Raw genomic sequence first — 25,109 nt, 5'->3', positions numbered from 1 at the left:
CGCGAAATCTACGTGCGTAGAGCCGGCCGAAGCACCCGCCGAAGGAGCAGCTCGTGGCCCGAGTCGTACGCGCCGCACTCGTCCAGGCGACCTGGACGGGCGACACCGAATCCATGATCGCCAAGCATGAGGAGCACGCCCGCGAGGCGGCCCGGCAGGGCGCGAAGATCATCGGTTTCCAGGAAGTCTTCAACGCCCCCTACTTCTGCCAGGTGCAGGAGCCGGAGCACTACCGCTGGGCCGAGCCCGTCCCGGACGGTCCGACCGTCACCAGGATGCGCGAGCTGGCCCGGGAGACCGGCATGGTCGTGGTGGTCCCGGTCTTCGAGGTCGAGCAGTCCGGCTTCTACTTCAACACCGCCGCGGTGATCGACGCCGACGGCTCGTACCTCGGCAAGTACCGCAAGCACCACATCCCGCAGGTCAAGGGGTTCTGGGAGAAGTACTACTTCAAGCCCGGGAACGCCGGCTGGCCCGTTTTCGACACCGCCGTCGGCAAGGTCGGCGTCTACATCTGCTACGACCGCCACTTCCCCGAGGGCTGGCGCCAGCTCGGCCTGAACGGCGCCGAGATCGTGTACAACCCGTCCGCCACCTCGCGCGGTCTCTCCAGCTATCTCTGGCAGCTCGAACAGCCTGCCGCCGCTGTCGCCAACGAGTACTTCATCGCCGCGATCAACCGCGTCGGCCAGGAGGAGTACGGCGACAACGACTTCTACGGCACCAGCTACTTCGTCGACCCGCGCGGCCAGTTCGTGGGCGAGCCCGCGAGCGACAAGGCCGAGGAACTGGTCGTACGGGACCTGGACTTCGCGCTGATCGACGAGGTCCGTCAGCAGTGGGCGTTCTACCGGGACCGGCGCCCCGACGCGTACGAGGGGCTGGTGCGGCCGTGAGCGACCTCCACGACCGCCACCGCGCCGTCCTGCCCGACTGGCTCGCGCTCTACTACGACGAGCCCATCGAGATCAGCCACGGCGAGGGCCGCCATGTCTGGGACGCCGAGGGCAACCGCTACCTCGACTTCTTCGGCGGCATCCTCACCACCATGACCGCCCACGCGCTCCCCGAGGTCACCAAGGCGGTGAGCGAGCAGGCGGGCCGGATCATCCACTCCTCCACGCTCTACCTCAACCGCCCGATGGTCGAACTCGCCGAGCGCATCGCGGCGTTGTCCGGCATCCCGGACGCCCGCGTCTTCTTCACCACCTCCGGCACCGAGGCCAACGACACCGCGCTGATGCTGGCGACCGCGTACCGCGGCTCCAGCCAGATCCTCGCGATGCGCAACAGCTACCACGGCCGGTCCTTCTCCACCGTCTCCATCACCGGCAACCGCGGCTGGTCGCCCACCGGCCTCTCCCCGCTCCAGACGCTGTACGTGCACGGTGGCGTCCGCAACCGCGGCCCCTACGCGGGCCTCACGGACGAACGGTTCATCGAGGCGTGCGTCGCCGACCTGGAGGACCTGCTCGGCCACACCCGTACCCCCGCCGCGCTGATCGCCGAACCGGTGCAGGGCGTCGGCGGGTTCACCGCCCCGCCGGACGGGCTGTACGCCGCGTTCCGCGAAGTCCTCGATCGCCACGGCATCCTGTGGATCAGCGACGAGGTGCAGACCGGCTGGGGCCGTACCGGGGAACACTTCTGGGGCTGGCAGGCGCACGCCGGGAACGGCCCGCCGGACCTGCTCACCTTCGCGAAGGGCATCGGCAACGGCATGTCCATCGGCGGGGTCGTCGCCCGCGCCGAGATCATGAACTGCCTGGACTCCAACTCCATTTCGACCTTCGGCGGCAGCCCCGTCACCATGGCGGCCGGCCTCGCCAACCTCTCGTACCTCCAGGAGCACGACCTCCAGGGCAACGCCCGCCGGGTCGGCGGCCTGCTCATCGAGCGGCTGCGGGCCATCGGCGCGTGCGTCGACTCCGTACGCGAGGTACGCGGCCGGGGGCTGATGATCGGCATCGAGCTGATCAACCCCGCGACCGGCGAGGCGGCGCCGCGGACGGCCTCGGCCGTACTCGAAGCGGCCCGCGAGGGCGGGCTGTTGCTCGGCAAGGGCGGCGGCCACAACACCAGCGTGCTGCGGATCGCCCCGCCGCTGTCACTGACCGTCGCCGAGGCCGAAGAGGGCGCCGCGATCCTGGAACAGGCCCTGCGGGGCGTCTGATCCGGCGATCCGGCCGCCCGCCCGACCGCCCCACCGGCCGGGCACGGCCACGTCCGACGGCCGTGCCCGGCCGGACCGCACCCCGCCACGCCACGCCCCTCCGCCTCGCCCCTCCCACCCACCGTACGAAAGGGAGCGCCACCAGCATGAGCAGCACCCGCACCCTGATCCGCGGCGGGCTCGTCATCACCGCCGCCGACGAGACCCACGCCGATGTCCTGATCGAGGACAGCAGGATCGTCGCCCTCGCCGCACACGGCTCCGACGTGGCCGCGGGCTGGACCGCCGGCCGTACGATCGACGCCACCGGCAAGTACGTCATCCCGGGCGGTGTCGACGCGCACACCCACATGGAGATGCCCTTCGGCGGCACCTTCGCCGCGGACACCTTCGAGACCGGCACCCGCGCCGCCGCCTGGGGCGGCACCACCACCCTCGTCGACTTCGCCATCCAGTCCCCGGGCCAGGCGCTGCGCGCGGGGCTCGACGCCTGGTTCGCCAAGGCCGACGGCAACTGCGCCATCGACTACGGCTTCCACATGATCATGGCGGACGTCAACGAGAGCTCGCTCAAGGAGATGGACCTCCTCGTCCAGGAGGGTGTCACCAGCTTCAAGCTCTTCATGGCCTATCCGGGCGTCTTCTACAGCGACGACGGCCAGATCCTGCGGGCCATGCAGCGCGCCTCGCACAACGGCGGGCTGATCATGATGCACGCCGAGAACGGCATCGCCATCGACGTCCTCGTCGAACAGGCCCTGGCCGCCGGACACACCGACCCGCGCTACCACGGCGAGGTACGGAAGGTCCTGCTGGAGGCCGAGGCCACCCACCGCGCGATCCAGCTCGCGCGGGTCGCTGACGCGCCGCTCTACGTCGTGCACGTCTCGGCCGAGGAGGCCGTCGCCGAACTCGCCGCCGCCCGCGACAAGGGGCTGCCCGTCTTCGGCGAGACGTGTCCGCAGTACCTCTTCCTCTCCACCGACAACCTGGCCGAACCGGACTTCGAGGGCGCCAAGTACGTCTGCTCCACCCCGCTGCGGCCCAAGGACCACCAGGCGGCCCTGTGGCGCGGGCTGCGCACCGACGACCTCCAGGTGGTCTCCACGGACCACTGCCCGTTCTGCTTCTCCGGACAGAAGGAGATGGGCCGCGGCGACTTCTCCAAGATCCCCAACGGGCTGCCCGGCGTGGAGAACCGCATGGACCTGCTCCACCAGGCCGTGGTCGAGGGGCACATCACCCGGCGCCGCTGGATCGACATCGCCTGCGCGGCCCCCGCCCGGATGTTCGGCCTCTACCCGCGCAAGGGCACCATCGCGCCGGGCGCCGACGCCGATGTCGTCATCTACGACCCGCACACCGAGCAGACCGTCTCCGCCGAGACCCACCACATGGACGTGGACTACTCCGCGTACGAGGGCAAGCGGCTCACCGGCCAGGTCGAGACGGTGCTCTCCCGGGGCGAACTCGTCATCGACCGGCGGGAGTTCACCGGACGGGCCGGACACGGCCAGTACACCCCCCGCTCTCTCTGCCAGTACCTCGACTGAACCCAGGAGCGACAGCCATGGACTTCGGACTCGTCCTCCAGACCGACCCGCCCGCCTCCGCCGTCGTCGACCTCATGCGGCGCGCGGAGCGCAACGGCTTCCGGTACGGCTGGACCTTCGACTCGGCCGTGCTCTGGCAGGAGCCGTTCGTCATCTACAGCCGCATCCTGGAACACACCACCACCCTGACCGTGGGACCCATGGTCACCAACCCGTCCACCCGGACCTGGGAGGTGACCGCCTCCACCTTCGCCACACTCAACGAGATGTACGGCAACCGCACCGTGTGCGGCATCGGCCGCGGCGACTCCGCCCTGCGCGTCGCGGGCCGCAAGCCCAACACCCTCGCCACCCTGGGTGAGTCGATGGGCGTCATCCGCGACCTGGCGGAGGGGCGCGAGACCACCGTCGACGGGAAGACACTGCGGCTGCCGTGGGTACGGGACGGGAAGCTGCCGGTGTGGATGGCGGCGTACGGGCCCAAGGCGCTGGCGCTCGCCGGGCAGAAGGCCGACGGCTTCATCCTCCAGCTCGCCGATCCCTTCCTCACCGAGTGGATGATCAAGGCCGTCCGCACGGCGGCCTCCGACGCCGGACGCGACCCGGACGCGATCACCATCTGTGTCGCCGCGCCCGCCTATGTGAGCGACGACCTCGCCCACGCGCGGGAGCAGTGCCGGTGGTTCGGCGGGATGGTCGGCAACCATGTCGCCGACCTCGTGTCGCGCTACGGGGAGCACTCCGGGCTCGTACCGGACGCGCTCACCACGTACATCAAGCAGCGCGAGGGGTACGACTACAGCCACCACGGCCGGACCGGCAACCCGTCCACCGATTTCGTCCCCGACGAGATCGTGGACCGCTTCTGCCTGCTCGGCCCGGTGGAGGCGCACATCGAGAAGCTGAGGGCGCTGCGCGCGCTCGGCGTCGACCAGTTCGCCCTCTACGACATGCACGACGCGAAGGAGGCGACGATCGACGCGTACGGCGCCGAGATCATCCCGGCGTTCCAGGACTGACCGGGTCCCTGTTCCAGGACCGCGCCCCCGCGCCCTGTTCCAGGACCGGCCCGGGTCCCTTTCCAGGACAGGCCCGGTCCCCACGCGTAACTCCCCGCCCGCACGGCCTCGTTCGACGTCCCCGACACCCGCCCTCGAACGAAGGGTCCCGCCGTCATGACCGCGACCGTACCGCCCGCTCCCTCCGCCGAAGGACCGATAACCGACCCCCAGGGCCGCGTCGAGCTGCCGCCCGGCGCGGTCCCCGAGGACAGCCGCTTCGCCAACGCCGATCTGCTGCCCGTCCCGGTGGCTCGGCGGAACTGGACGACGTACAACTTCGCCGCCCTGTGGGTCGGCATGGCGCACAACATCCCGTCCTGGCTGCTGGCGTCCGGCCTGGTCACCCTGGGCATGGACTGGAAGCAGGCGGTCCTCACGATCGCGCTGGCCAATGTGATCGTGCTCCTGCCGATGCTGCTGACCGGGCACGCGGGGCCGAAGTACGGCATCCCCTTCCCGGTGCTCGCCCGCGCCTCGTTCGGGCTGCGCGGCGCCAATCTGCCCGCGCTGATCCGCGCCGCCGTCGCCTGCGCGTGGTTCGGGATCCAGACCTGGATCGGCGGGCAGGGCATCTTCGTCCTGCTCGGCAAGATCTTCGGCGGCTGGGCGGAGGCGTCGAGGATCGGCGGCCAGCCCTGGACGCTCTGGCTCTGCTTCCTGCTCTTCTGGGCGCTCGAACTCGCCATCATCTACCGGGGGATGGACACCCTGCGGCGGTTCGAGAACTGGGCGGCGCCCTTCGTGATCGTCGGCGCGCTGGTCCTGCTGGTCTGGATCACCGTCAAGGCGGGCGGTCTCGGCCCACTGCTCGACCAGCCGTCCGAACTGGGCTGGGGCGCGGAGTTCTGGCCCGTCTTCTTCCCCTCGCTGATGGGGATGATCGCCTTCTGGTCCACGCTGTCGCTGAACATCCCCGACTTCACCCGCTTCGGCGCGGGCCAGCGCGCCCAGATCTGGGGACAGACGCTCGGCCTGCCGACGACCATGACCCTCTTCGCGCTGCTCTCGGTCTTCGTCACCTCCGGATCGCAGGCGGTGTACGGCGCCGCCGTCTGGGACCCGGTCGAGCTGGCGGCGAAGACGGACAACGTCTTCGGGCTGGTGTTCGCGCTGGTGACGGTGCTCGTCGCGACGATCTCGGTGAACATCGCGGCCAATGTGGTCTCCCCGGCCTACGACCTCGCCAACCTCGCCCCGAAGATCATCAACTTCCGTACGGGCGCGCTGATCACCGGGGTCGTCGGCGTCCTGATCATGCCGTGGAAACTCACCGCCACGCCCGAGCTGTACATCTTCACCTGGCTCGGACTGGTCGGGGGGCTGCTCGGTACGGTCGCGGGCATCCTGATCGCCGACTACTGGATCGTCCGGCGCACCGTGCTCGACCTCGCCGCCCTCTACCGGCCCGGCGGACCGTACTGGTACACGCGCGGCTGGAACCCGCGGGCCGTGCTCGCCTTCGTCGTCGGCGGTGTGCTGGCGGTGGGCGGCTCCCACTCCGCGCCCGGGAAGGGCCCCTTCCCCGAGGACGGCCTGATCCCCTTCCTCAAGCCGCTCGCTGACTACGGCTGGGCGGTCGGACTCGCGGCCTCCCTGGCGGTGTATCTGGTCCTGACCCCGCCGTCCCGGCGTACGGGCGCGAAGATGGTCCCGTAAGAGTGACCAACGCCCCCGCGGGCCCGGCCGCACACGCCGCGCTCACGGAGGCCGGTGTGAAAGTGGTGCGGGTGTGAAGCTGACGATTCTCGGCGGCGGCGGGTTCCGGGTCCCTCTGGTGTACGGCGCTCTCCTCGGCGACCACGCGGAGGGGAGGGTCACCGAGGTCACCCTCCACGACCTGGACGCCGGCCGGCTCGGAGCCGTCGCCCGGGTCCTCGCCGAACAGGCCAGGGACGTCCCCGACGCGCCCGCCGTGACCGCCACGACCGACCTGGACGAGGCGCTGCTCGGCGCCGACTTCGTCTTCTCCGCGATCCGCGTCGGCGGACTCGAAGGGCGCGCGGCGGACGAGCGGGTCGCGCTGGCCGAGGGCGTCCTCGGCCAGGAGACGGTCGGCGCGGGCGGCATCGCGTACGGGCTGCGCACCGTGCCCGTCGCCGTCGACATCGCCCGGCGGGTGGCGCGCCTCGCGCCGGACGCCTGGGTCATCAACTTCACCAACCCGGCCGGACTGGTCACCGAGGCCATGTCCCGCCACCTCGGCGACCGGGTCATCGGCATCTGCGACTCGCCCGTCGGCCTCGGCCGCCGGGTCGCCCGGGTGCTCGGCGCCGACCCCGACCGCGCGTGGATCGACTACGTCGGCCTCAACCACCTCGGCTGGCTGCGCGGACTGCGCGTCGACGGCCGCGACGAACTGCCCCGGCTGCTCGCCGACCCCGACGCCCTCGGCTCGTTCGAGGAGGGCCGGCTCTTCGGCGCCGACTGGCTCCGCTCGCTCGGCGCCGTCCCCAACGAGTACCTGCACTACTACTACTTCAACCGCGAGGCCGTCCTCGCCTACCAGCAGGCCGAGCAGACCCGCGGCGCCTTCCTCCGGGACCAGCAGGCCCGCTTCTACGAGGAGGTGGCCCGCCCCGGCGCCCCCGCGCTGCGCACCTGGGACCGGACCCGCGCCGAGCGCGAGGCCACGTACATGGCGGAGAACCGCGAGGCCGCCGGGGCCGGGGAGCGGGACGACGCCGATCTGGAGTCCGGCGGCTACGAGCAGGTCGCGCTCGCGCTGATGCGGGCCGTCGCCCGCGACGAACGCACCACGCTCATCCTCAACGTCCGCAACCGGTCCACCCTCGCGGCGCTCGACGCCGATGCCGTCATCGAGGTGCCCTGCCTGGTGGACGGCAACGGCGCGCACCCCGTCACCGTCGCCCCGCTGCCGTACCACGCCACCGGGCTGGTCTGCGCGGTCAAGGCGGTCGAGCGCGAGGTGCTGGCCGCCGCCGAGAGCGGTTCGCGCGCCTCGGCCGTCGCGGCCTTCGCGCTGCACCCGCTGGTGGACTCGGTCTCCGTAGCCCACCGGCTCCTGGACGGCTACCGTGCCGAACACCCCGGTCTGGCCTATCTCGACCGTCCGTGACCCACGGCCCGGTGGCAACCGGTCCCTCCCTCGGCGGCGTGCTCGGCTTCGCCGAAGGCCGGTCCGACACCCGGTGGATCGACGGGAACTTCGGCGGCCACCAGGTCGTCACCCACCAGGTCGGCGACGGCCTCTCGGGGGCTCCCCGGGGAGGCCGTGGCGGGCACCAACCTCGTCGACGGACACGAGGTGCCGGTGCCGCACTTCGGACTCGTCCTGCCCGTCGAGGAGTTCAAGGCCTTCGCGGACATCGGCCGGCTCTCCACGGTCTGACGGGCGTCGATCGGGAGCTGATCCGGAGCCGACCCGGAGCCGATCCGGAGCCGATCCGGCGTTGATCCGGAGCCGAACCGGCGTCACGGGCGGCGTCTCCCGAATGGGCGACGCCGCCCGAATTGCCGCGCCGGGTTACCCGATCTTCATCGAAAACACCGGAGGAGCGCCGGCCTCGCCCTTGTCGTGGGTATGTATGCGAAATACGGTCGGCGGTATTCCTTGATCGGCTCCCGGCGGGAGGCAGAATCTCGTGCGCCGAACACCCCACGCCCTGGCCCTCGCTCTGACGGTACTCCTCTCCGGCTGTGCCTCGCTCCAGTCCTCCGCGACCGGGGCCGGCGGGGTACGGATGACCGACGACCGGCCCGTACGCGACGGGGGCACCCTCACCGTCGCGCTCAACGCCGACCCCGACAAGCTCGATCCGAGCCTCGCCCAGACCCTCGTCGGCCGCACCGTCTTCGCGGGCATGTGCGAGAAGCTGTACGACATCGACCAGCACGGGACGATCGTCCCGCAGCTCGCCACCGCGCTGCCCGCGGTCTCGGCCGACGGCCGTACCGTCACCGTACGGGTCCGCCGCGACGCCCGGTTCAGCGACGGCACCCGGCTCGACGCCCGCGCCGTCGCCGGCTCCCTGCTGCGCCACCGCGATCTGCCGGGCTCCGCCCGCGCCACCGAACTCGCCCCGCTGGAACGGGTGGAGGCCACCGGGCCCGACACCGTACGCATCACCCTCAAGCAGCCGTACGTGCCGCTCACCGGGGTGCTCGCGGACCGGTCCGGGATGGTCATGTCCCCGGCCGCGCTGGAGAAGTACGGCAAGGACTTCACCAACCACCCGTCCTGCGTCGGGCCGTTCCGCTTCGTCGAGCGGGTCGGCGGCGACCGGATCGTGCTCCGCAGGGACCCCCGCTACTACGACGCGGACCGGGTCCGCCTCGACCGCGTGATCTACAAGCCCATCCCCGACGGCACCGTGCGCCTCGCCAATCTGCGCTCCGGCGACATTCAGGTCGGCGACCAGATGGCCCCCGTCGACGTCCGGGGCGCGCAGACCGAGCCGAAGCTCCAGGTCTTCAACTCGCCTTCCCTCGGCTACCAGGGCATCGGCCTCAACGTCGGCAATGTGAAGGGGCTCGGCGAGAAGCCGGGGAGGATCGACACCCCGATCGCGCGGGACGTCCGGGTCCGTGAGGCGTTCGCGCTCTCCCTCGACCGGGAGCTGATCAACAAGGTCGTCTTCCAGGGGATGTACGAACCGGCCTGCGGCCCCGTCTCGCCCGGCTCCGCCATCGCGCCCGGCGTGGACCCCGCGCGGTGCCCGAAGCGGGACGCCGAGCGGGCCAGGCGGCTGCTGGCGGAGGCGGGGGTGAGGACGCCCGTACGGATGGAGCTGAAGGTCTCCACGACCCCCGAGTCCAGCAGGCTGGGCCAGGTCGTCCAGGCCATGGCCAAGGAGGCGGGCTTCGCGGTCACCCTGCGCCCCACCGAGTACGCCACGCTGCTGGAGGAGACCGACTCCGGCGCCTTCGACGCGTTCACCAGCGGCTGGTCGGGGCGGCTCGACCCGGACGGCAACATCGCGAGCTTCCTCAGGACCCAGGGCGCGATGAACGCGTACGGGGTCTCCGACCCACGCATCGACGCACTGGTCGCCCGTGGCCGCACCGAGGCCGATCCCGGCGAACGCGCCAAGATCTACCAGGAGTTGACGCGCCGGGTGAACGCCGAACACGCCCTCGTCTACGTATACCGGCAGAAGAACTACGCCGTCGCCACCAAGGCGGTCGCCGGGGTACGGATCTACGGCGACGGGCTCGTCCGCGTCACGACCGCCGGGTACGCCCGATGACCCGCCATCTGCTCACCCGGCTGCGCCAGTCCCTGATCACCCTCTTCCTGGTCAGCGTCGTCGTCTTCGCGGGCGTCAGGGCGCTGCCCGGCGACCCCGCGCTCGCCCTCGCCGGGGAGGAACGCAGCCCCGAGGCGCTGGCCGCCGTCCGGGAGAGCTACGGGCTCGACGACAACATCGCCGTCCAGTACGGGCGTTACGTCGGGCACGCCCTCACCGGCGATCTGGGCACCTCCTCCCGTACGGGCCTCCCGGTCGCCGACGCCATCGCGGAGGCGCTGCCCGTCACCCTGGAACTCGCCGCACTCTCCTTGTTGTTGGCCATCGTCGTCGGTATCGGGTCCGGGGTCGTCGCCGCCGTACGGCGCGGCAGGCCCGAGGAATGGCTCGCCAACGCCATCGCCCTGCTCGGGCTCTCCGTGCCCACCTTCTGGCTCGGCATCGTGCTGGTGCTCACCTTCGCCATCGCCCTGCCCGTCTTCGCGGCCTCCGGCTACGTGCCGTTCGCCACCGACCCGCTCGACAACCTGCGCCGTATGGTGCTGCCCTCGATCGTGCTCGGATCCGGACTCGCGGCGGTCGTGATGCGCCAGACCCGCGCCGCCATGCTCGACTCGCTCTCCGCCGACTACGTCCGTACGGCACGCGCCAAAGGTCTGACGCAACGTCAGGTCATCGGCGGACACGCCCTGCGCAACTCCCTGGTCACGGTGGTGACCGTGCTCGGCCTCCAGCTCGGCCACCTCATCTCCGGCGCCGTCGTCACCGAACAGATCTTCGTCCTGCCGGGCTTCGGCAAGCTCACCATCGACGCCGTCTTCACCCGCGACTACGCGACGCTGCAAGCCGTGGTGCTGTGCACCTCCGCCGCGTACATCCTCATCAACCTGCTGGTCGACACGGTCTATTCGGTGATCGACCCGCGCATCAGGCTCGGAGGTGCCCGGTGACCCCACCCGTCCGTACGGTGCGCGGGCCGTCCGCCGCGGCGGCGCACGCCACCAGGGCCGCCCGGGCCACGAGGACCGCGATGAGCGGGCCCCGGATGAGGGCCCTGCGGGCGAACCGGCTCGCCCTCACCGGCTCCGTCATCGCGGCGGTGTTCGTGCTGGCCGGACTCCTCGCCCCGCTGATCGCCCCGTACGACCCGGCCCGGCCTGACTTCACCGACGTCCTCGCCCCGCCCGGCCTCTCGCACTGGCTGGGCACCGACGACCTCGGCCGCGACCAGCTCTCCCGCATGATGTACGGCGCACGCGCCTCGCTCCAGGTCGGCGTGGTCGCGGTGGCGTTCGCCTTCGTGGTCGGCGTACCGCTCGGACTGCTCGCCGGGTACTACGGCCGGTTCGCGGACAGCGCGGTCTCCCGGCTCACCGACACGATGCTGGCCTTTCCCTTCCTGGTGCTGGCGGTCGGCCTCGCCGCCGTCCTCGGCCCCTCGCTGACCAACGCGACCATCGCCATCGGTATCGCGCAGATTCCCGCCGTCATCCGGATCAGCCGCGCCGAGACACTCCGGCTGAAACACACCGACTACGTGGCGGCGGCGGTGGCGAGCGGCGGCGGCGACACCACCGTCCTCGGCCGCCACATCCTGCCCAACGCGTCCTCCGCGCTCATCGTCCAGGCCACGGTCGGCATCCCCACCGCCATCATCGGCGAGGCGCTGCTCAGCTTCCTGGGCCTGGGCGTCCAGCCACCCGAACCCTCGCTCGGCGTGATGCTCTCCGGCGCGCAGTCCTTCCTCGCCCCCGCGCCCTGGCTGGCGGTCTTCCCCGGGCTGGCGATCGTCGCCGCCACGCTCGCCTTCAACCTGCTCGGCGACGGGCTGCGCGACGTCCTCGACCCCCGGGGAGGCACCCGATGAACACCGGCTCCGTGACCGAATCCGCCGGCGTCGACGACCCGGCCGACCGCCGGGCCGACGACCCGGCCGGGGTGCCGCCCGTGCTGAGCGTGCGCGACCTGTCGGTGTCGTTCCGCTCCGCCACCCGGACCGTGCACGCCGTCGACTCCGTCTCGTTCGACCTCGCCCCCGGTGAAGTCCTCGCGGTGGTGGGGGAGTCGGGGTGCGGCAAGTCCGTCACCTCCATGGCCGCCATGGGCCTCCTGCCGCCCACCGCGACGGTGACGGGCTCGATCAGGCTCGGCGGCCGGGAACTGGCGGGCGCTCCGGACAAGGAGCTGCGGAAGGTACGCGGCAAGGACATCGCGATGATCTTCCAGGAGCCGATGACCTCACTGAACCCGGTTCTCACCATCGGCCGGCAGATCGGTGAAGTGCTCCGCAGGCACCAGGGGTTGAGCAGACGCCAGGCCAGGGAGCGGGCCGTGGAACTGCTCGGACTGGTCGGCATCCCGGCGCCCGCCCGGCGCGCCGGGGAGTACCCGCACCAGCTCAGCGGCGGCATGCGGCAACGCGTGATGATCGCCGTCGCCGTGGCGTGCGACCCCGGGGTGCTGATCGCCGACGAACCCACCACCGCGCTCGACGTCACCGTCCAGGCGGGCATCCTGGAGGTCCTGCACGCGCTGCGGGAACGGCTCGGCACGGCGATCGTCCTGATCACCCACGACCTCGGCGTCGTCGCCGACACCGCCGACCGGGTGCTGGTGATGTACGCGGGCCGCGCCGTCGAACAGGCCCCGGTGCACGAGCTGTTCGCCGCGCCCCGGCACCCGTACACGGCGGGCCTGCTGGGCGCGGTACTGCGCCCGGGAGCCGGACCGGGAGCCGGTACGGGCGCGAACACGGTCACGGCTACGGGAACGGGGGCCGGTACGGACCCGGGCGCGCGGGCCGTGAAGCGCCGGCTGACGGAGATCCCCGGACTCGTCCCCAGCCTGGACGAACAGCCGGACGCCTGCACCTTCGCCCCGCGCTGCGCCCGCGCCGACGACCCGTGCACGCGGGCACGGCCCGCCCTCGAACCGGCGGGCGAGGCCCCATACCACCTCGTCGCCTGCCGACACCCTCACCCCGTCCCTGACCCGTCCAGCGCGGACACGCCCGCCGCCGAGGAGGACCGCCCGTGACGACAGAACCGCCCGTCCTCGAACTCACCTCCCTCACCCGGCACTTCGCGGCGGGCAGCGGGACCGTCCGCGCCGTCGACGGGGTCACTCTCACCGTCGCGCGCGGTGAAGTCCTCGGCCTGGTGGGGGAGTCGGGGAGCGGAAAGTCCACGGTCGGGCGGTGCGCCGTACGGCTCGACGAGCCGACCTCCGGAACCGTACGGATCAACGGGACCGACATCACCCGCCTCTCGCGCCGCGCGCTGCGCCCGTTGCGCAAGCGGTTCCATCTGGTCTTCCAGGATCCGTCGTCCTCGCTCGACCCCCGGATGACCGTCGGCCGGATCGTCGCCGAGCCGCTGCGACTCCACGGGATCGCCCGCGGCGAGGCCGCCCGCGCGCGGGTCGCCGCGCTCCTCGCCCAGGTGGGGCTGCGGCCCGAACACATCGACCGGCACCCCCATGAGCTGTCCGGCGGCCAGCGCCAGCGTGTCTCCCTCGCCCGCGCCCTCTGCGTCGACCCGGATCTGCTGGTCGCCGACGAGCCGACCTCGGCGCTCGACGTCTCCGTCCAGGCGTCCGTCCTCAATCTGCTCGCCGACCTCCAGCGCGACCGGGGTTTCGGCTGCCTCTTCATCACCCACGACCTCGCGGCCGTGGAGTTCCTCGCCGACCGGATCGCCGTGATGTACCTGGGGGAGATCGTCGAACTGGCCCCGACCGCCGAGCTGTTCGCCTCGCCCAAGCACCCGTACACGCAGGCGCTGCTCTCCGCCGCGCCGGTACCCGACCCGGTCGCCCAGCGCTCCCGCGAGCGCATCGTCCTCAGCGGGGAGCTGCCGAGCCCGCTCGCGCCACCGCCCGGCTGCCGCTTCCACACGCGCTGCCCGGTGGCGGTGGACCGGTGCCGTACCGAGGTTCCCGGACCGCGGACGCTGCCGTACGCGTCGGGAGCGGCCGGCGGCCGGCAGGTCTCCTGCCATCTCGTCGCCGACGACGGCTCCGCGCCGGACGCCGGGGCCGCCGCCCACGCCCGCGGCGTACGGCCGGCGTCAGTGCCCGGCGGGAGCTGAGCCCGTCGAGAGCAGCGCGCTGACCGCCGCGACCGCGCCCGCCACCATCGCGGGGTCGGCGCCCCGCCTGGCATGCGCGCTCATCGGGATCGCCGGGACCGGCGGCAGGTCATGGCGCTCGGTCAGCCCGTCGGGCCCCTGGCCGACCGAGGCCAGCAGCGCGGCGCCGAGCCCGGCGCGGGCGGCGTCCAGGACCCCGGCGAGATAGCCCGCGTCACAGACGACGGTGGTGGGTATCGCGCGTTCCGCGAGCACGCCCAGCGCCCGGCGCCGGATCGCGCACGGGTCCTCTACGGCCACCAGAGGCAGCGGCGCCGGCGCCTCGGGCAGCACCCAGTCGGGCGCCGCGTACCAGCTCAGGGGCAGGCCGCCGACCGGGGTGCCCTCGGTACCCGCCGCCTCCGTCACATACACCGCGAGATCCACCGTGCCCCGCTCCACGGCCTCCACCAGCCGGGCCGAGCGGTCGATGCGGAACCGCACCCGGCACTCGGGCCGTGCCTCGCGCACGGCGGCGGTCAGCAGCGGCAGGATCTGGTCGGCGGCATGCTCGGTGGAGCCGATGACGACGGAGTCCCCGGCGTCCCCGAGCAGCGTACGGACCGCCTCGTCGTGTACGGCGATGATGCGGCGGGCCTGCTCCAGCAGGCGCGCGCCGTCCGCCGTGAACCGGGTGCCGCGGCCCTCGCGTTCGACCACCGGGCGGCCCAGGGTCTTCTCCAGCCGCCGTACGTGCTGGCTGACCGCGGACTGGCTCAGCGCCAGGGCCTCGGCGGCGCGGTGGAAGCCGCCGCGGTCCGCGACCGCGACGAGGCTGCGCAGCGCGGTGATGTCCAGAACGGGTGCCATGGCCGCACGCTAGCACCGATCGATCAGGGAACGTGATCGATGATGAGTGCGAATCGTCGTTGGACGTGTGACAGGTACGTCAGCCATGCTGGGGCCATGTTGCGAACCGTGCACGGGGTGGCCGTCGAGCCGAACCCCTTCGACGCCCGGCGGCGTGCCGCCCTGGGCGCGCCGCTGACGCAACGCCGCGTGGTCGACTTCGGCCTCGTCAACAGCGCTCGCTGTCGCTGAACACCCTGAACGTCCTGATCACTCGCTGATCCCCTCCCGCCGCCCGTCGGGCGCCGCGCCGTGCCGCGGGCCCGTCCGGTCGGCGCCGACGCCGGACGCGCCGTCCCGCCCGAGGTGACGCGCCCCGCCGTACCTCCCCGGTGGTCCCGGCAGTCCCGGTGCCCCATCCCTCCCGCCGTACCCGTCCGTATCTCCCGCCCGGCCTGACCCGCGCGCGTTCACCGCCGTACGCGCGTGGTCCGGCGGGTGCCCGCTGCCCTGCCGAGACCGCCGAGACGTCCCCACCCCGCCGGAGGCGACCGTATGCCCGCGCATGCCACCCCCACTCCCCATGCCACCCCCACTCCCCATGCCACCCCCACTGCCCATGGCACCACCCCTCCCGCTGCCGCCGCCGAACAGGATGCCGCTCCTCGCGCCACCGCTTCCCGCGTCCTGACCACGGTCTCCGAACTGGAGGGGCTGCTCGCCGCCTCCCACCCGCCCGTCGTCCTGGACGTGCGGTGGGCCCTCGGCGATCCGCACGGCCACGCCCACTACCGCGCCGGGCACATCCCCGGCGCCGTCCACGCCGACCTCGACACCGAACTCGCCGCCCCCGCCACGCCGCACGACGGCCGGCACCCGCTGCCCGGCATCGACGTCCTCCAGGCGGCGGCGCGTCGCTGGGGCATCAGCGCCGGGCGGCCCGTCGTCGTGTACGACGACAACGGCAACACCGCCGCGGCCCGCGCCTGGTGGCTGCTGCGCTGGGCCGGGGTCGCGGAGGTGACGCTGCTCGACGGCGCGCTCGGCGCCTGGCGCGGCGCCGGACTCCCGCTGGAGACCGGCGAGACGGCGGCGGAGCCCGGGGACATCACCCTCACCGCGGGCCACCTGCCCACCGTCGACGCCGACGAGGCCGCCGCACTTGCCCGCTCGGGCACCCTGCTGGACGCCCGCGCCGCCGAGCGCTACCGGGGCGAGAGCGAGCCCGTCGACCCCCGTGCCGGCCACATCCCGGGCGCCCGCTCGGCCCCCACCGGCGAGAACCTCGCCCCCGACGGCACGTTCCTGCCGCCGGACGCCCTGCGCGCGCGCTTCGCGGCGCTCGGTGCGGGGGGCGCGGACGGCACCGGGCCCGTCGCCGTCTACTGCGGGTCCGGTGTCACCGCGGCCCACCAGATCGCCGCACTCGCCCTCGCCGGCACCGACGCCGCCCTCTTCCCCGGCTCCTGGTCCGCCTGGTCCGCCGACCCCGCCCGCCCCGCCGCCACCGGCCACCAGCCGGGCTGATCGAGAGGAACCGAGATGTCAGTGCAGCAGCACACGGCCCCCGGCACCGCCCCACCGCCCGACACGCACACGGACACGGACGCGCACACGGACACGGACTCTGTTACGGAGGTACGTACGGCCCCGGGCAAGGCCCCCCGTCTCACCATCCGCCCCGCACGGCAGGCCCGGCGCGGGATACGCGTCCCCCGGTGGGCGCGGCGCGCCAGCGGACCCGTCGGGGTACTCCTCGTCTGGTACGTGGCGAGCGTGACCGGCGTCCTGCCGGAGAACGTTCTCGCCTCGCCGGTCGACGTCGTACGCCAGGCCTGGGACCTCACCGTCAACGGCGAACTCCCCAGCGCCATCGCCGCGTCCGGGAAACGGGCCGCGACCGGCTTTGTGATCGGCGCGGTGATCGCCCTCTCCCTCGCTCTGGCCGCCGGCCTGTTCCGGCTGGGCGAGGACGTCATCGACTCCTCGATGGGCATGTTCCGGGCGATCCCGTGGGTGGGTCTGATCCCGCTGTTCATCGTCTGGTTCGGCATCGAGGAGACCCCGAAGATCGCCCTGGTGGCGCTCGGTGTCACGTATCCCCTCTACTTCAACATCTACGGCGGCATCCGCTCCGCCGACTCCCAACTCATCGAGGCGGCACGGATGCTGGGCCTCGGCAGGCTCGGACTGATCCGCTACGTGATCCTGCCGTCCGCGCTCCCTGGCGCGCTGATCGGACTGCGGTACGCCCTGTCGACCGCGTGGCTGGCCCTGGTCTTCGCCGAGCAGGTCAACGCCAGCAACGGCATCGGCTATCTGATGAGCAACGCCCAGCAGTACTTCCGCACCGATGTGATCGTGCTCTGCCTCGCCGTCTACGCGGTCCTGGGGCTGATCTGCGACTTCATCGTGCGGCTGCTCTCCAAGCGCCTGCTGAGCTGGCGGGCATCCTTCGACGGCGACGGGGCGTGAGGCACGCGATGAGCACGCAAACACAAACACATACGCATACGGGCACGGGCACGAGTACGGGCACGACCACGCACGCCGACGCGAGTGTGGAGATCCGGGGCCTGACCCGGACCTTCGACGGCAGGACCGTCATCGACGGACTCGATCTCACCATCCGGCAGGGCGAGTTCGTGGCACTGCTCGGACAGAGCGGCTGCGGCAAGAGCACCCTGCTGCGCGTCCTGGCCGGGCTGGACGACGAGATCAGCGGCGAGGTCACCGTGCCGAGCCGCCGCTCCGCCGCCTTCCAGTCGCCCCGGCTGATGCCCTGGCTGAAGGTGTGGCGCAATGTCGTCCTCGGACTGCCCGGCAAGCCGGACCGGGAGCTGGCCACCCGCCATCTCGCCGAGGTCGGCATCGAGCAGCGCGCCGGCGTGTGGCCCAAGACCCTTTCCGGCGGCGAGGCCCAGCGTGTCTCGCTCGCCAGGGCTCTGGTACGGGATCCCGAACTCCTGCTGCTCGACGAGCCGTTCGGCGCGCTGGACGCGCTGACCCGGGCCAAGGCGCAGCGGCTGGTGGGCGAGTTGTGGCAGCGCCACGGCTGCTCGATCCTCCTGGTCACCCATGACGTGGAGGAGTCGCTGCTGCTGGCCGACCGGGTCCTGGTGATGGACGCGGGCGGTATCGCGCACGAGGTGACCGTGGACCTGCCCCGCCCGCGCAGTCTCGGCTCACCCGAATTCGTGGCCCTGCGCAGCCAGTTGCTGGCCTGGCTGGGGGTGCGGGACGCCTCCGCCGACCCGGCTCCGGGCCCCGCCGCCGCCCACGCCCATGCCCCCGAAGCAGACCCCGTACCCACGCCGGAAGCGGCACCGGGGACGAAGACCCTGGAAGGAACCTCCTCATGACCCGGAGCACCCGCGCCCTCGCCGCCGCGCTCGCCCTGTCAGCCCTCGCCCTCGTGACGGCCGGATGCGGTACGCAGGACGACAGCGCGTCCAACGGTCCGGCCGGCGCCGCCTCCGACGTCACCCTCACCCTCGGCGACCAGGCCAAGAACCTCCAGACCCTGGCGAACGCGGCCGGAGCCTTCAAGGGCGCCCCGTACCAGGTGAAATGGGCCGAGTTCGAAGGCGCGGCACCGCTGTTCCAGGCGGCCCAGGCGGGCGCGGCGGACACCACGTACGCCGCCGATCTGCCCACGCTCCAGGCGCTCAGCGGAGGCGTGCCGATCAAGGCGGTGGCCGCGCTGCGCAACGACGGGACGTCCGTCGGCATCGTCACCCGGAAGAACTCGACGATCAGGAAGGTGGCGGATCTCAAGGGCCGGACGGTCGTGGTCTCCTCCGCCAAGGGCAGCATTTCCGAGTACCTGCTCGCCAACGCCCTGCAACAGGCCGGACTTACGTACTCCGACGTCAAGGTCAAGTACCTGCTGCCGACAGACGCGCAGGCCGCGTTCGGCGCCGGGAGGATCGACGCGTGGGCGATCTTCGGTGTCTACAAGGCGGTGGCGACCCAGCAGGGCGGCCGGGAGATCGTCAACGGCGCCGACGGCCGGGTCAGCGGCTACGGGTTCATCGGCGCCACCGACAAGGCGCTGGCCGACCGTTCGAAGAAGCAGGCCCTCGCCGACGCGGTCAAGCGGCTCGGCACCGCCCTGAAATGGGCCAGGACCCACCCCGACGCGTACGCCGCCGCCATCCGGAAGAACAACGGCGCCTCCGCCGAGGTCGCCAGAACCATCGTGAGCCAGAGCTACGGCGAACTGGTCCCGATCACCCCCGAGGTGACGCAGTCGGTCCAGAAGGTCGCGGACACGATGCACGGCATCAAGGTCCTGGACCCGAACGTCACGGTCGCCGACTCCGTCGACACCAGCCTCTACGCCAAGTAACCCCACCCGTAAGCCAGTTGTCAGGAGTGAGTCCGCCATGCCTGTCGAATTCATCAGTGCCGTCCACCCCAACCCCACCTTCGACGGAACCTCCACCTTCGGCCGGGGCATCGACCCCGACTTCACCCGCCGCTACGCCCGCGCCCTGGACGACGGCGGCTTCGACTACACGCTCGTCGCCTACCACTCGTCGTCCGCCGACGCGCTCCAGCTCGCCCAGTTCGTCGCGAACAACACCGAGCGGCTGAAGCCGATGCTCGCCCACCGCCCCGGTGTCATCTTCCCGACGCACGCGGCCCGCGCCTTCGCCACCCTGGACCGGATCAGCAAGGGCCGGCTGGCCGTTCACATCATCTCCGGCGGCAGCGACGAGGAGCAGCGCCGCGAGGGCGACTACCTCAGCAAGAGCGAGCGGTACGACCGGTCGGACGAGTACATCCAGATCCTGCGCAAGGTCTGGTCCGCCGACGGACCCGTCTCACACGAGGGCACGCACTACCGGTTCGAGGACTTCCTCTCCGACGTCACCCCGTACCACGGCACCATCCCCGTCTCGGTCGGCGGCTCCTCCGCCGACGCGTACCGGGTCGGCGGGCAGCAGGGCGACATCTTCGGTCTCTGGGGCGAGCCGCTGAAGGAGACCTCCGAGCAGATCGCCGCCGTCAACGCCGTGGCGGACGCGGCGGGCAGGACCCGGCCGCGCATCTGGGTGTCGTTCCGCCCGATCATCGCCCCCACCGACGAGCTGGCCTGGGAGAAGGCGCACCGGATCCTCGGACAGGCCAAGGAGGGCGCCGCCGAGCGCGCGCGGAACCAGCATGCCAACCACTACCCGGCGCCCGGCGCGGGCCGTCCGGCCAACGTCGGCTCCCAGCGGCTGCTGGACATCGCGGCCCGGGGCGATCTGCACGACCGCGCGCTGTGGACGCCCCTGGCCGCCGCCACCAACGCGGCGGGCAGTTCGACCGCGCTCGTCGGCTCGCCCGAGACCGTCGCCGCCGCGCTGCTGGACTACGTCGACATCGGCTGCGAGCTGCTCTCCATCCGTGGCTGGGACCCGCTCAACGACGCGATCGACTACGCGCGGTACGTACTGCCGCTGGTACGGCAGGAACTCGCGTCCCGCGAAGCCCGCGCCGCCGCCTGAGCCCGGTCCTCCCCGCCCTCCGGAGCCCGGCAGGGCAGCCGTCCCTGTTTTCCCCTGCCGCCTCGTCGCCCTCCGGAGCCCGACAGACCCGCAGTCCTCGCCGTATCGTCCCCCGGCCGCCCGCTCGTCCGCGCGCCCGTCCGTAAGGAACCACCATGCCCCGCTTCCGCCCCCGCGGACCCTCCGCGCTCGCCTCGGTGCTCGCGCTCGTGCTGTCCTCGCTGCTCCTCACCGCGTGCGGCGGCGGCGCGGACACCGGGACGAAGTCCGCCACCTCGTCCGGCGGTACCCCCGACCTCTCCTCCGTCACCCTCGCGGTCGGCGACACCGGCTGGGCCCGCTACCAGTCCGTACTGAAACTCGCGGGCCTCGACGACACGCCGTACAAGGTGAAGTGGAGCGTGTTCCAGGGCGGTGACCTGCAACTGCAGGCCATGCGGGCGGGCGCGCTCGACGTCGCCGCCTCCAGTGAGATCCCGCCCGTCTTCGCGGCGGCCGACGGCAAGGCCAACTTCAAGGTCGTCGCGGTGACGAAGGCCAACACCCTGCTACAGGAGGTCGTCGCCCCCAAGGGTTCGAAGATCACCGATATCGCGCAGCTCAAGGGCAAGAAGGTCGGCTACGTCAAGAACACCACGGCGCAGTACTTCCTCTACGAGCTGCTGAAGCGGGCCGGTCTGCGGTGGACCGACATCCAGGCCGTCCCGCTCCTCCCCGACGCCGGACTCGCGGCGCTGACCGGCGGCTCCGTCGACGCCCTCGCCTCGTACGGCAACGCGATCATCACCGCCCATGCCCAGGGCGCCACCACCATCGGCTCCGGCGCCGACATCCTCTCCGGCAACTTCAACTGGGAGGCGTCGGACAAGACGCTCGCCGACCCGGCCGCACGTGCCGCGACCGCCGATCTCATCGCACGGATCGACAAGGCGTGGGCGTACGTGCGCGACGGACACCAGAAGGAGTACGCGAAAGTGCTCGCGACCAGTACGCACCAGCCGCTGGACCTCGCGCTCAGCCAGTTCGAGGACGGTGAGAAACAGCGGCCGACCAAGGCCGAGGTCACGAGCGAGGCCGCCATCGCCTCCGAACAGAAGGTCGCGGACGCCTTCCACGACCTCGGCGCCCTGCCCGGCCGGCTCGACGTCGCCACCTTCTGGACCGACGCGCTCAACGCCGACCTCGCCAAGGCACTCGCGGCGAAGACCCCTGTCGCCGGGACCGCCTCATGACCGCGCGACCGGCCCCTGCCCCGGCCCCTGCCCCTGCCCCGGCTCCGTCCCTCCCCGCCCCCGACCTCGACGGACTCCCGCGCGTCACCCGCAGCCTCGCCGCCACCGCGGGGGAGTACGACCGTACCGGCGCGTTCCCCGCCACCGGCGTCCGGGCGGTGTACGAGGCGGGCCTGCTCACCGCGACCGTCGGCGAGCGGCACGGCGGCCCGGGACTCGGCGTCGCCGACACGGCGCGCATCCTCGCAGCGCTCGGCGAGGGCGACCCGGCCACCGCCCTGATCAGCGCCATGACCCTCAACGTCCACACCATGCAGGCCCGGTCCCCGCACTGGCCCGAGCGGCTGTACGGCGAGGTGCTGGCCCGGTCCGCCGAGGGGCCCGTACTCCTCAACAACGCCCGCGTCGAACCCGACCTCGGCTCCCCGGCCCGGGGCGGGCTGCCCGCCACCACCGCCCGCCGTACCGCGCACGGCTGGGCGCTCAGCGGGGCCAAGCGCTTCGTCACCGGCGCCGAAGGGCTCACCTGGTATCTGGTGTGGGCCACCACCGACGAACCCGAGCCGCGCGTCGGTACGTTCGCGGTGCCCGGCGACGCACCCGGCATCGAGATCACCCACCGCTGGAACCATCTCGGGCTGCGCGCCAGCGGCAGCCACGACATCGCCTTCCACGAGGTGGAGATCCCGGCGGACCACCTGGTCAGCGTGGCCGAGCGGGGCCCCGCCGCCGTCCAGGACAACCGCGCGGGCGCCCCGCTCCATCTGCCGCTCGCCGCCCTCTACCTGGGCGTCGGCCGGGCGGCCCAGCGGTACTTCCACCGCTTCGCCCACGAGCGGATCCCCGCCAACCTCGGCCACCCCGTGGCCCGCACCGAGCGGTTCCGCCAGGCCGCGGGCGAGATCCAGCTCCTCCTGGACAGCGCGGAACAGCTCGTCCTCGGCGGCGCGCGGCGCGTCGACGGCGCCGACCCCACGTACACCCCCGAGCAGGCGCTCGGCGCCAAGATCCTCGCCACCCGCCACGCCACCACGGCCGTCAAGGCCGCGCTGCGTCTCCTCGGCAACCCCGGTCTCACCCGTGACAACCCACTGGAGCGCCACTTCCGCGACATCCAGTGCGCGCCGGTGCACGCGCCCCAGGAGGACACCGCGCTCCTGGTCATCGGGGCCTCGGCGCTGGGCACGTGGGCGCGTACGGCGGCCCCCGCGCCGACGGAGACGTCCGAGCTGGTCGGGACGTCTGGCCCGGTTGGGACGTCCGGCCCGGTTGGGACGTCCGCGCCGGTTGGGACGTCTGCGCCGCCCCAATCGTCCGACCCGACCGAGGAGCCCGCGTGACCCTCACCCACCAGCAGCCCCACCAGCCACCCCGGCACCCCGTCCACCACCCCGCTCACCAGCCCACCGCACAGGCCACCGCCGCCGCCCAGCTCCTCGGCCTGCTCGCCCGCGACCTGGCCCCCGACCGCCTCACCACCGACCCGGCCGCCACCGCCCCGTACGCCACCGACCGCTCCGGCGCCCGCCCCGACGGTCAGCCCATGGCCGTCGTGCACGCCGCGCACGCCGACGACGTACGGACCACCCTCCGCCACGCCGACGCGCTGCGCGTCCCCGTCGTCCCCCGGGGCGCGGGCACCGGCCTCTCCGGCGGCGCCACCGCCCCCGAAGGCTCACTCGTCCTCGACCTGGCCCGGATGAACCGCGTCCTCGAACTCTCCCCCGACGACCAGCTCGCCGTCGTGGAACCCGGAGTGATCACCGCCGACCTCGACCGGGCCGCCGCCGCGCACGGGCTGCGCTACGCCCCCGACCCGGCCAGCGCCGCGATCTCCACCATCGGCGGCAACATCGCCACCAACGCCGGCGGCCTGCGCTGCGCCAAGTACGGGGTCACCCGCGACAGCGTCCTCGGCCTGGACGCCGTACTCGCCGACGGCACCCTCCTGCGCACCGGCCGCCGTACGGTCAAGGGCGTCGCCGGGTACGACCTCACCGCGCTGCTCACCGGCTCGGAGGGCACACTCGGCGTGATCACGGCGGCGACCGTACGGCTGCGGCCGATCCCGGTCGCGACCTCGACCGTCGCCGCGTACTTCGCCACCTTCGCCGCCGCGGCGGCTGCCGCGACCGCCCTCACCGCGGCCGGGATCGAACCCGCCATGGCAGAACTGCTGGACGGCCCGGTCCTCGCCGCCATCGACGACGCCCAGGGCTCCGGCCTGCGCGGCAAGGGCGCCGCGCTGCTGCTCGTCCAGTGCGACGGTGCCGGCGCGGCGGCCGAGGCGGCGCGGGTCGCGGCCCTATTGCACGGCCGCGCCACCTCCGTCGAACTGACCGACGACGAGGAAGAGGCCCAGGACCTGCTCGCCGCGCGCCGGCTCGCGCTGCCGTCCCTGGAGCGCCTGGGCCGCCCCCTCATCGAGGACATCGCCGTACCCCGCTCCCGACTGGCCGAGGCGGTACGGGAGATCGAGGCGATCTCGGCGCGCCACGGTGTACCCGTCCACACCCTCGCCCACGCCGCCGACGGCAATCTCCACCCGATCCTCGTGATCGACCCGGCGCTCCCCGAGATCCCGGACGCGGCCTGGGCCGCCGCCTCCGAGATCTTCGCCACCGCGCTGCGCCTCGGCGGCACCCTCACCGGCGAACACGGGGTGGGCACGCTCAAGCGCCGGTGGCTCGCCGACGAACTCGGGCCCGACAGCGTGGCGCTGCACCACCGGCTGAAGTCCGCGTTCGACCCGCACGGCATCCTCAACCCCGGTAAGGCCATCTGAAACCTCGGTAAGGCGATCTGACAAGCAGACCGCACGCTCTCCCCAACTCCCTATTCGGGTGAGGTTCCTGTCCGGCTCTGGCGGTCGTGCCGCCCGGCATGCCATAAGGAGGTAACGCCCAAAAGGGAAAGAGGATGACGATGTCCGCACTTCGCATCAAGAGCCACCTCGCCGCCGCACTCGCGGTACTCGCGCTCGCCGGTTCCGCCGCCCTCGCGGCCACCCCCGCGACGGCCACTCCCGCCTCGGCCACTCCCGCGTCCGCCACCCCTGCGTCCGTCACTCCCGCGTCCGCCGTCCCCGCGTCCCCGGCTCCTCCGGTCGCGGCGCCGGCGCCCGCCGCCGAGCCGAAGGGGCGGGTCGTCTCGCGGCTCACCCTGTCCATCCGTGAGCGGCCCACCGCGAACTCCGGATACCTGGGAGGTATCCAGCCGGGCACGGTCATCGCCCTGTCCTGCAAGGTCGTCGGCCAGAACGTGGACGGCAACAACCTCTGGTACCTCCTCGGCAACGGACGCCCCGGCTATGTCGCGGCCCGGTACGTCGAGAACCTGTCGCCGGTGCCGTACTGCCACTGATCCCTCCGCACATACGTCGGGGGGGCCCCCCCCCGCCCGGGGGGGGGCCCCCCCCGGGGGGGGGGGGGGGGCCAAACACCCGGTTTCAGCGAAAAAAAGTCGCAGT

The 25,109-nt window shown here is 72.5% G+C and carries 22 protein-coding genes; 21 read left to right on the top strand and 1 reads right to left on the bottom strand.

The window, feature by feature from the left end:
- Positions 1-53 precede the first annotated feature (53 nt).
- The 11 genes from ACIBJC_RS04700 to ACIBJC_RS04650 all read left to right on the top strand — a co-directional run bounded on the left by ACIBJC_RS04700 (position 54) and on the right by ACIBJC_RS04650 (position 14,082).
- Positions 54-896 (top strand): nitrilase-related carbon-nitrogen hydrolase, encoded by an 843-nt coding sequence (locus tag ACIBJC_RS04700; protein ID WP_399287692.1) that lies wholly within the window; start codon positions 54-56, stop codon positions 894-896.
- Positions 893-2,173, top strand: a complete 1,281-nt coding sequence (locus ACIBJC_RS04695) for an aspartate aminotransferase family protein (protein ID WP_399287689.1) — start codon at positions 893-895, stop codon at positions 2,171-2,173. Before ACIBJC_RS04700 ends, ACIBJC_RS04695 begins: the two co-directional genes overlap by 4 nt.
- A 146-nt stretch (positions 2,174-2,319) precedes the next feature.
- A complete protein-coding gene (gene hydA / locus ACIBJC_RS04690; RefSeq protein ID WP_399287686.1) occupies positions 2,320-3,726 on the top strand; it encodes a dihydropyrimidinase in 1,407 nt (468 codons plus the stop codon).
- Between the two features lie 17 nt (positions 3,727-3,743).
- Positions 3,744-4,745: a TIGR03842 family LLM class F420-dependent oxidoreductase gene (locus ACIBJC_RS04685; protein WP_399287683.1), complete on the top strand. Its 1,002-nt coding sequence runs from the start codon at positions 3,744-3,746 to the stop codon at positions 4,743-4,745.
- Between the two features lie 156 nt (positions 4,746-4,901).
- Positions 4,902-6,443 carry an NCS1 family nucleobase:cation symporter-1 gene (locus ACIBJC_RS04680; protein WP_399287680.1) on the top strand — a complete coding sequence of 514 codons (1,542 nt, stop codon included), beginning with the start codon at positions 4,902-4,904 and terminating at the stop codon, positions 6,441-6,443.
- A gap of 73 nt (positions 6,444-6,516) precedes the next feature.
- Positions 6,517-7,863, top strand: a complete 1,347-nt coding sequence (locus ACIBJC_RS04675; protein ID WP_399287677.1) for a 6-phospho-beta-glucosidase — start codon at positions 6,517-6,519, stop codon at positions 7,861-7,863.
- A 526-nt stretch (positions 7,864-8,389) separates the two neighbouring features.
- On the top strand, positions 8,390-9,994 hold the full coding sequence (locus ACIBJC_RS04670) for an ABC transporter substrate-binding protein (protein ID WP_399287674.1): 1,605 nt from the start codon (positions 8,390-8,392) through the stop codon (positions 9,992-9,994).
- Entirely contained in the window at positions 9,991-10,944 is a 954-nt protein-coding gene (locus ACIBJC_RS04665; protein ID WP_399287672.1) for an ABC transporter permease, read from the top strand. Before ACIBJC_RS04670 ends, ACIBJC_RS04665 begins: the two co-directional genes overlap by 4 nt.
- A gap of 80 nt (positions 10,945-11,024) precedes the next feature.
- Positions 11,025-11,861, top strand: a complete 837-nt coding sequence (locus ACIBJC_RS04660; protein WP_399288153.1) for an ABC transporter permease — start codon at positions 11,025-11,027, stop codon at positions 11,859-11,861.
- The gene (locus ACIBJC_RS04655) at positions 11,858-13,030 is read left to right on the top strand and encodes an ABC transporter ATP-binding protein (RefSeq protein ID WP_399287669.1); all 1,173 of its coding nucleotides are present in this window, start codon (positions 11,858-11,860) and stop codon (positions 13,028-13,030) included. Before ACIBJC_RS04660 ends, ACIBJC_RS04655 begins: the two co-directional genes overlap by 4 nt.
- Complete coding sequence (locus ACIBJC_RS04650) at positions 13,027-14,082, top strand: ABC transporter ATP-binding protein (RefSeq protein WP_399287666.1); 1,056 nt, start codon at positions 13,027-13,029, stop codon at positions 14,080-14,082. The genes ACIBJC_RS04655 and ACIBJC_RS04650 overlap by 4 nt, the downstream gene beginning before the upstream one ends.
- On the opposite strand, the gene ACIBJC_RS04645 is transcribed toward ACIBJC_RS04650, so the two are convergent.
- Positions 14,062-14,931: a LysR family transcriptional regulator gene (locus ACIBJC_RS04645; protein ID WP_399287663.1), complete on the bottom strand. Its 870-nt coding sequence runs from the start codon at positions 14,929-14,931 to the stop codon at positions 14,062-14,064. The genes ACIBJC_RS04650 and ACIBJC_RS04645 overlap by 21 nt on opposite strands.
- Positions 14,932-15,027: 96 nt before the next feature.
- On the opposite strand from ACIBJC_RS04645, the gene ACIBJC_RS04640 reads away from it, so the two are divergent.
- The 10 genes from ACIBJC_RS04640 (at position 15,028) to ACIBJC_RS04595 (ending at position 25,003) form a co-directional block, all read left to right on the top strand.
- Positions 15,028-15,162, top strand: coding sequence for a hypothetical protein (locus ACIBJC_RS04640; RefSeq protein ID WP_329827979.1), 135 nt, complete (start codon positions 15,028-15,030; stop codon positions 15,160-15,162).
- A 303-nt stretch (positions 15,163-15,465) separates the two neighbouring features.
- A complete protein-coding gene (locus tag ACIBJC_RS04635) occupies positions 15,466-16,437 on the top strand; it encodes a sulfurtransferase (protein WP_399287660.1) in 972 nt (323 codons plus the stop codon).
- Between the two features lie 15 nt (positions 16,438-16,452).
- Positions 16,453-17,385 (top strand): ABC transporter permease, encoded by a 933-nt coding sequence (locus ACIBJC_RS04630; protein ID WP_399287658.1) that lies wholly within the window; start codon positions 16,453-16,455, stop codon positions 17,383-17,385.
- Positions 17,386-17,393: 8 nt separating this feature from the next.
- Positions 17,394-18,272, top strand: a complete 879-nt coding sequence (locus tag ACIBJC_RS04625; RefSeq protein ID WP_399287655.1) for an ABC transporter ATP-binding protein — start codon at positions 17,394-17,396, stop codon at positions 18,270-18,272.
- Positions 18,269-19,261, top strand: a complete 993-nt coding sequence (locus tag ACIBJC_RS04620; protein ID WP_399287652.1) for an ABC transporter substrate-binding protein — start codon at positions 18,269-18,271, stop codon at positions 19,259-19,261. Before ACIBJC_RS04625 ends, ACIBJC_RS04620 begins: the two co-directional genes overlap by 4 nt.
- Before the next feature lie 37 nt (positions 19,262-19,298).
- Positions 19,299-20,408 carry an LLM class flavin-dependent oxidoreductase gene (locus tag ACIBJC_RS04615; RefSeq protein ID WP_399287650.1) on the top strand — a complete coding sequence of 370 codons (1,110 nt, stop codon included), beginning with the start codon at positions 19,299-19,301 and terminating at the stop codon, positions 20,406-20,408.
- Between the two features lie 155 nt (positions 20,409-20,563).
- Positions 20,564-21,640, top strand: coding sequence for an ABC transporter substrate-binding protein (locus tag ACIBJC_RS04610; RefSeq protein WP_399287647.1), 1,077 nt, complete (start codon positions 20,564-20,566; stop codon positions 21,638-21,640).
- Positions 21,637-22,980 (top strand): acyl-CoA dehydrogenase family protein, encoded by a 1,344-nt coding sequence (locus ACIBJC_RS04605; RefSeq protein ID WP_399287645.1) that lies wholly within the window; start codon positions 21,637-21,639, stop codon positions 22,978-22,980. The genes ACIBJC_RS04610 and ACIBJC_RS04605 overlap by 4 nt, the downstream gene beginning before the upstream one ends.
- Positions 22,981-23,081: 101 nt before the next feature.
- On the top strand, positions 23,082-24,425 hold the full coding sequence (locus ACIBJC_RS04600) for an FAD-binding oxidoreductase (RefSeq protein ID WP_399288151.1): 1,344 nt from the start codon (positions 23,082-23,084) through the stop codon (positions 24,423-24,425).
- Positions 24,426-24,565: 140 nt separating this feature from the next.
- On the top strand, positions 24,566-25,003 hold the full coding sequence (locus tag ACIBJC_RS04595; RefSeq protein WP_399287642.1) for an SH3 domain-containing protein: 438 nt from the start codon (positions 24,566-24,568) through the stop codon (positions 25,001-25,003).
- Positions 25,004-25,109: the final 106 nt, after the last annotated feature.

This window comes from Streptomyces sp. NPDC050509 (assembly GCF_044457965.1).
In the GTDB taxonomy this organism is placed as follows: Bacteria; Actinomycetota; Actinomycetes; order Streptomycetales; family Streptomycetaceae; genus Streptomyces.
The sequence above is the reverse complement of the archived record's forward strand: the minus strand, read 5'-3'. Positions and strand labels throughout refer to the sequence as shown.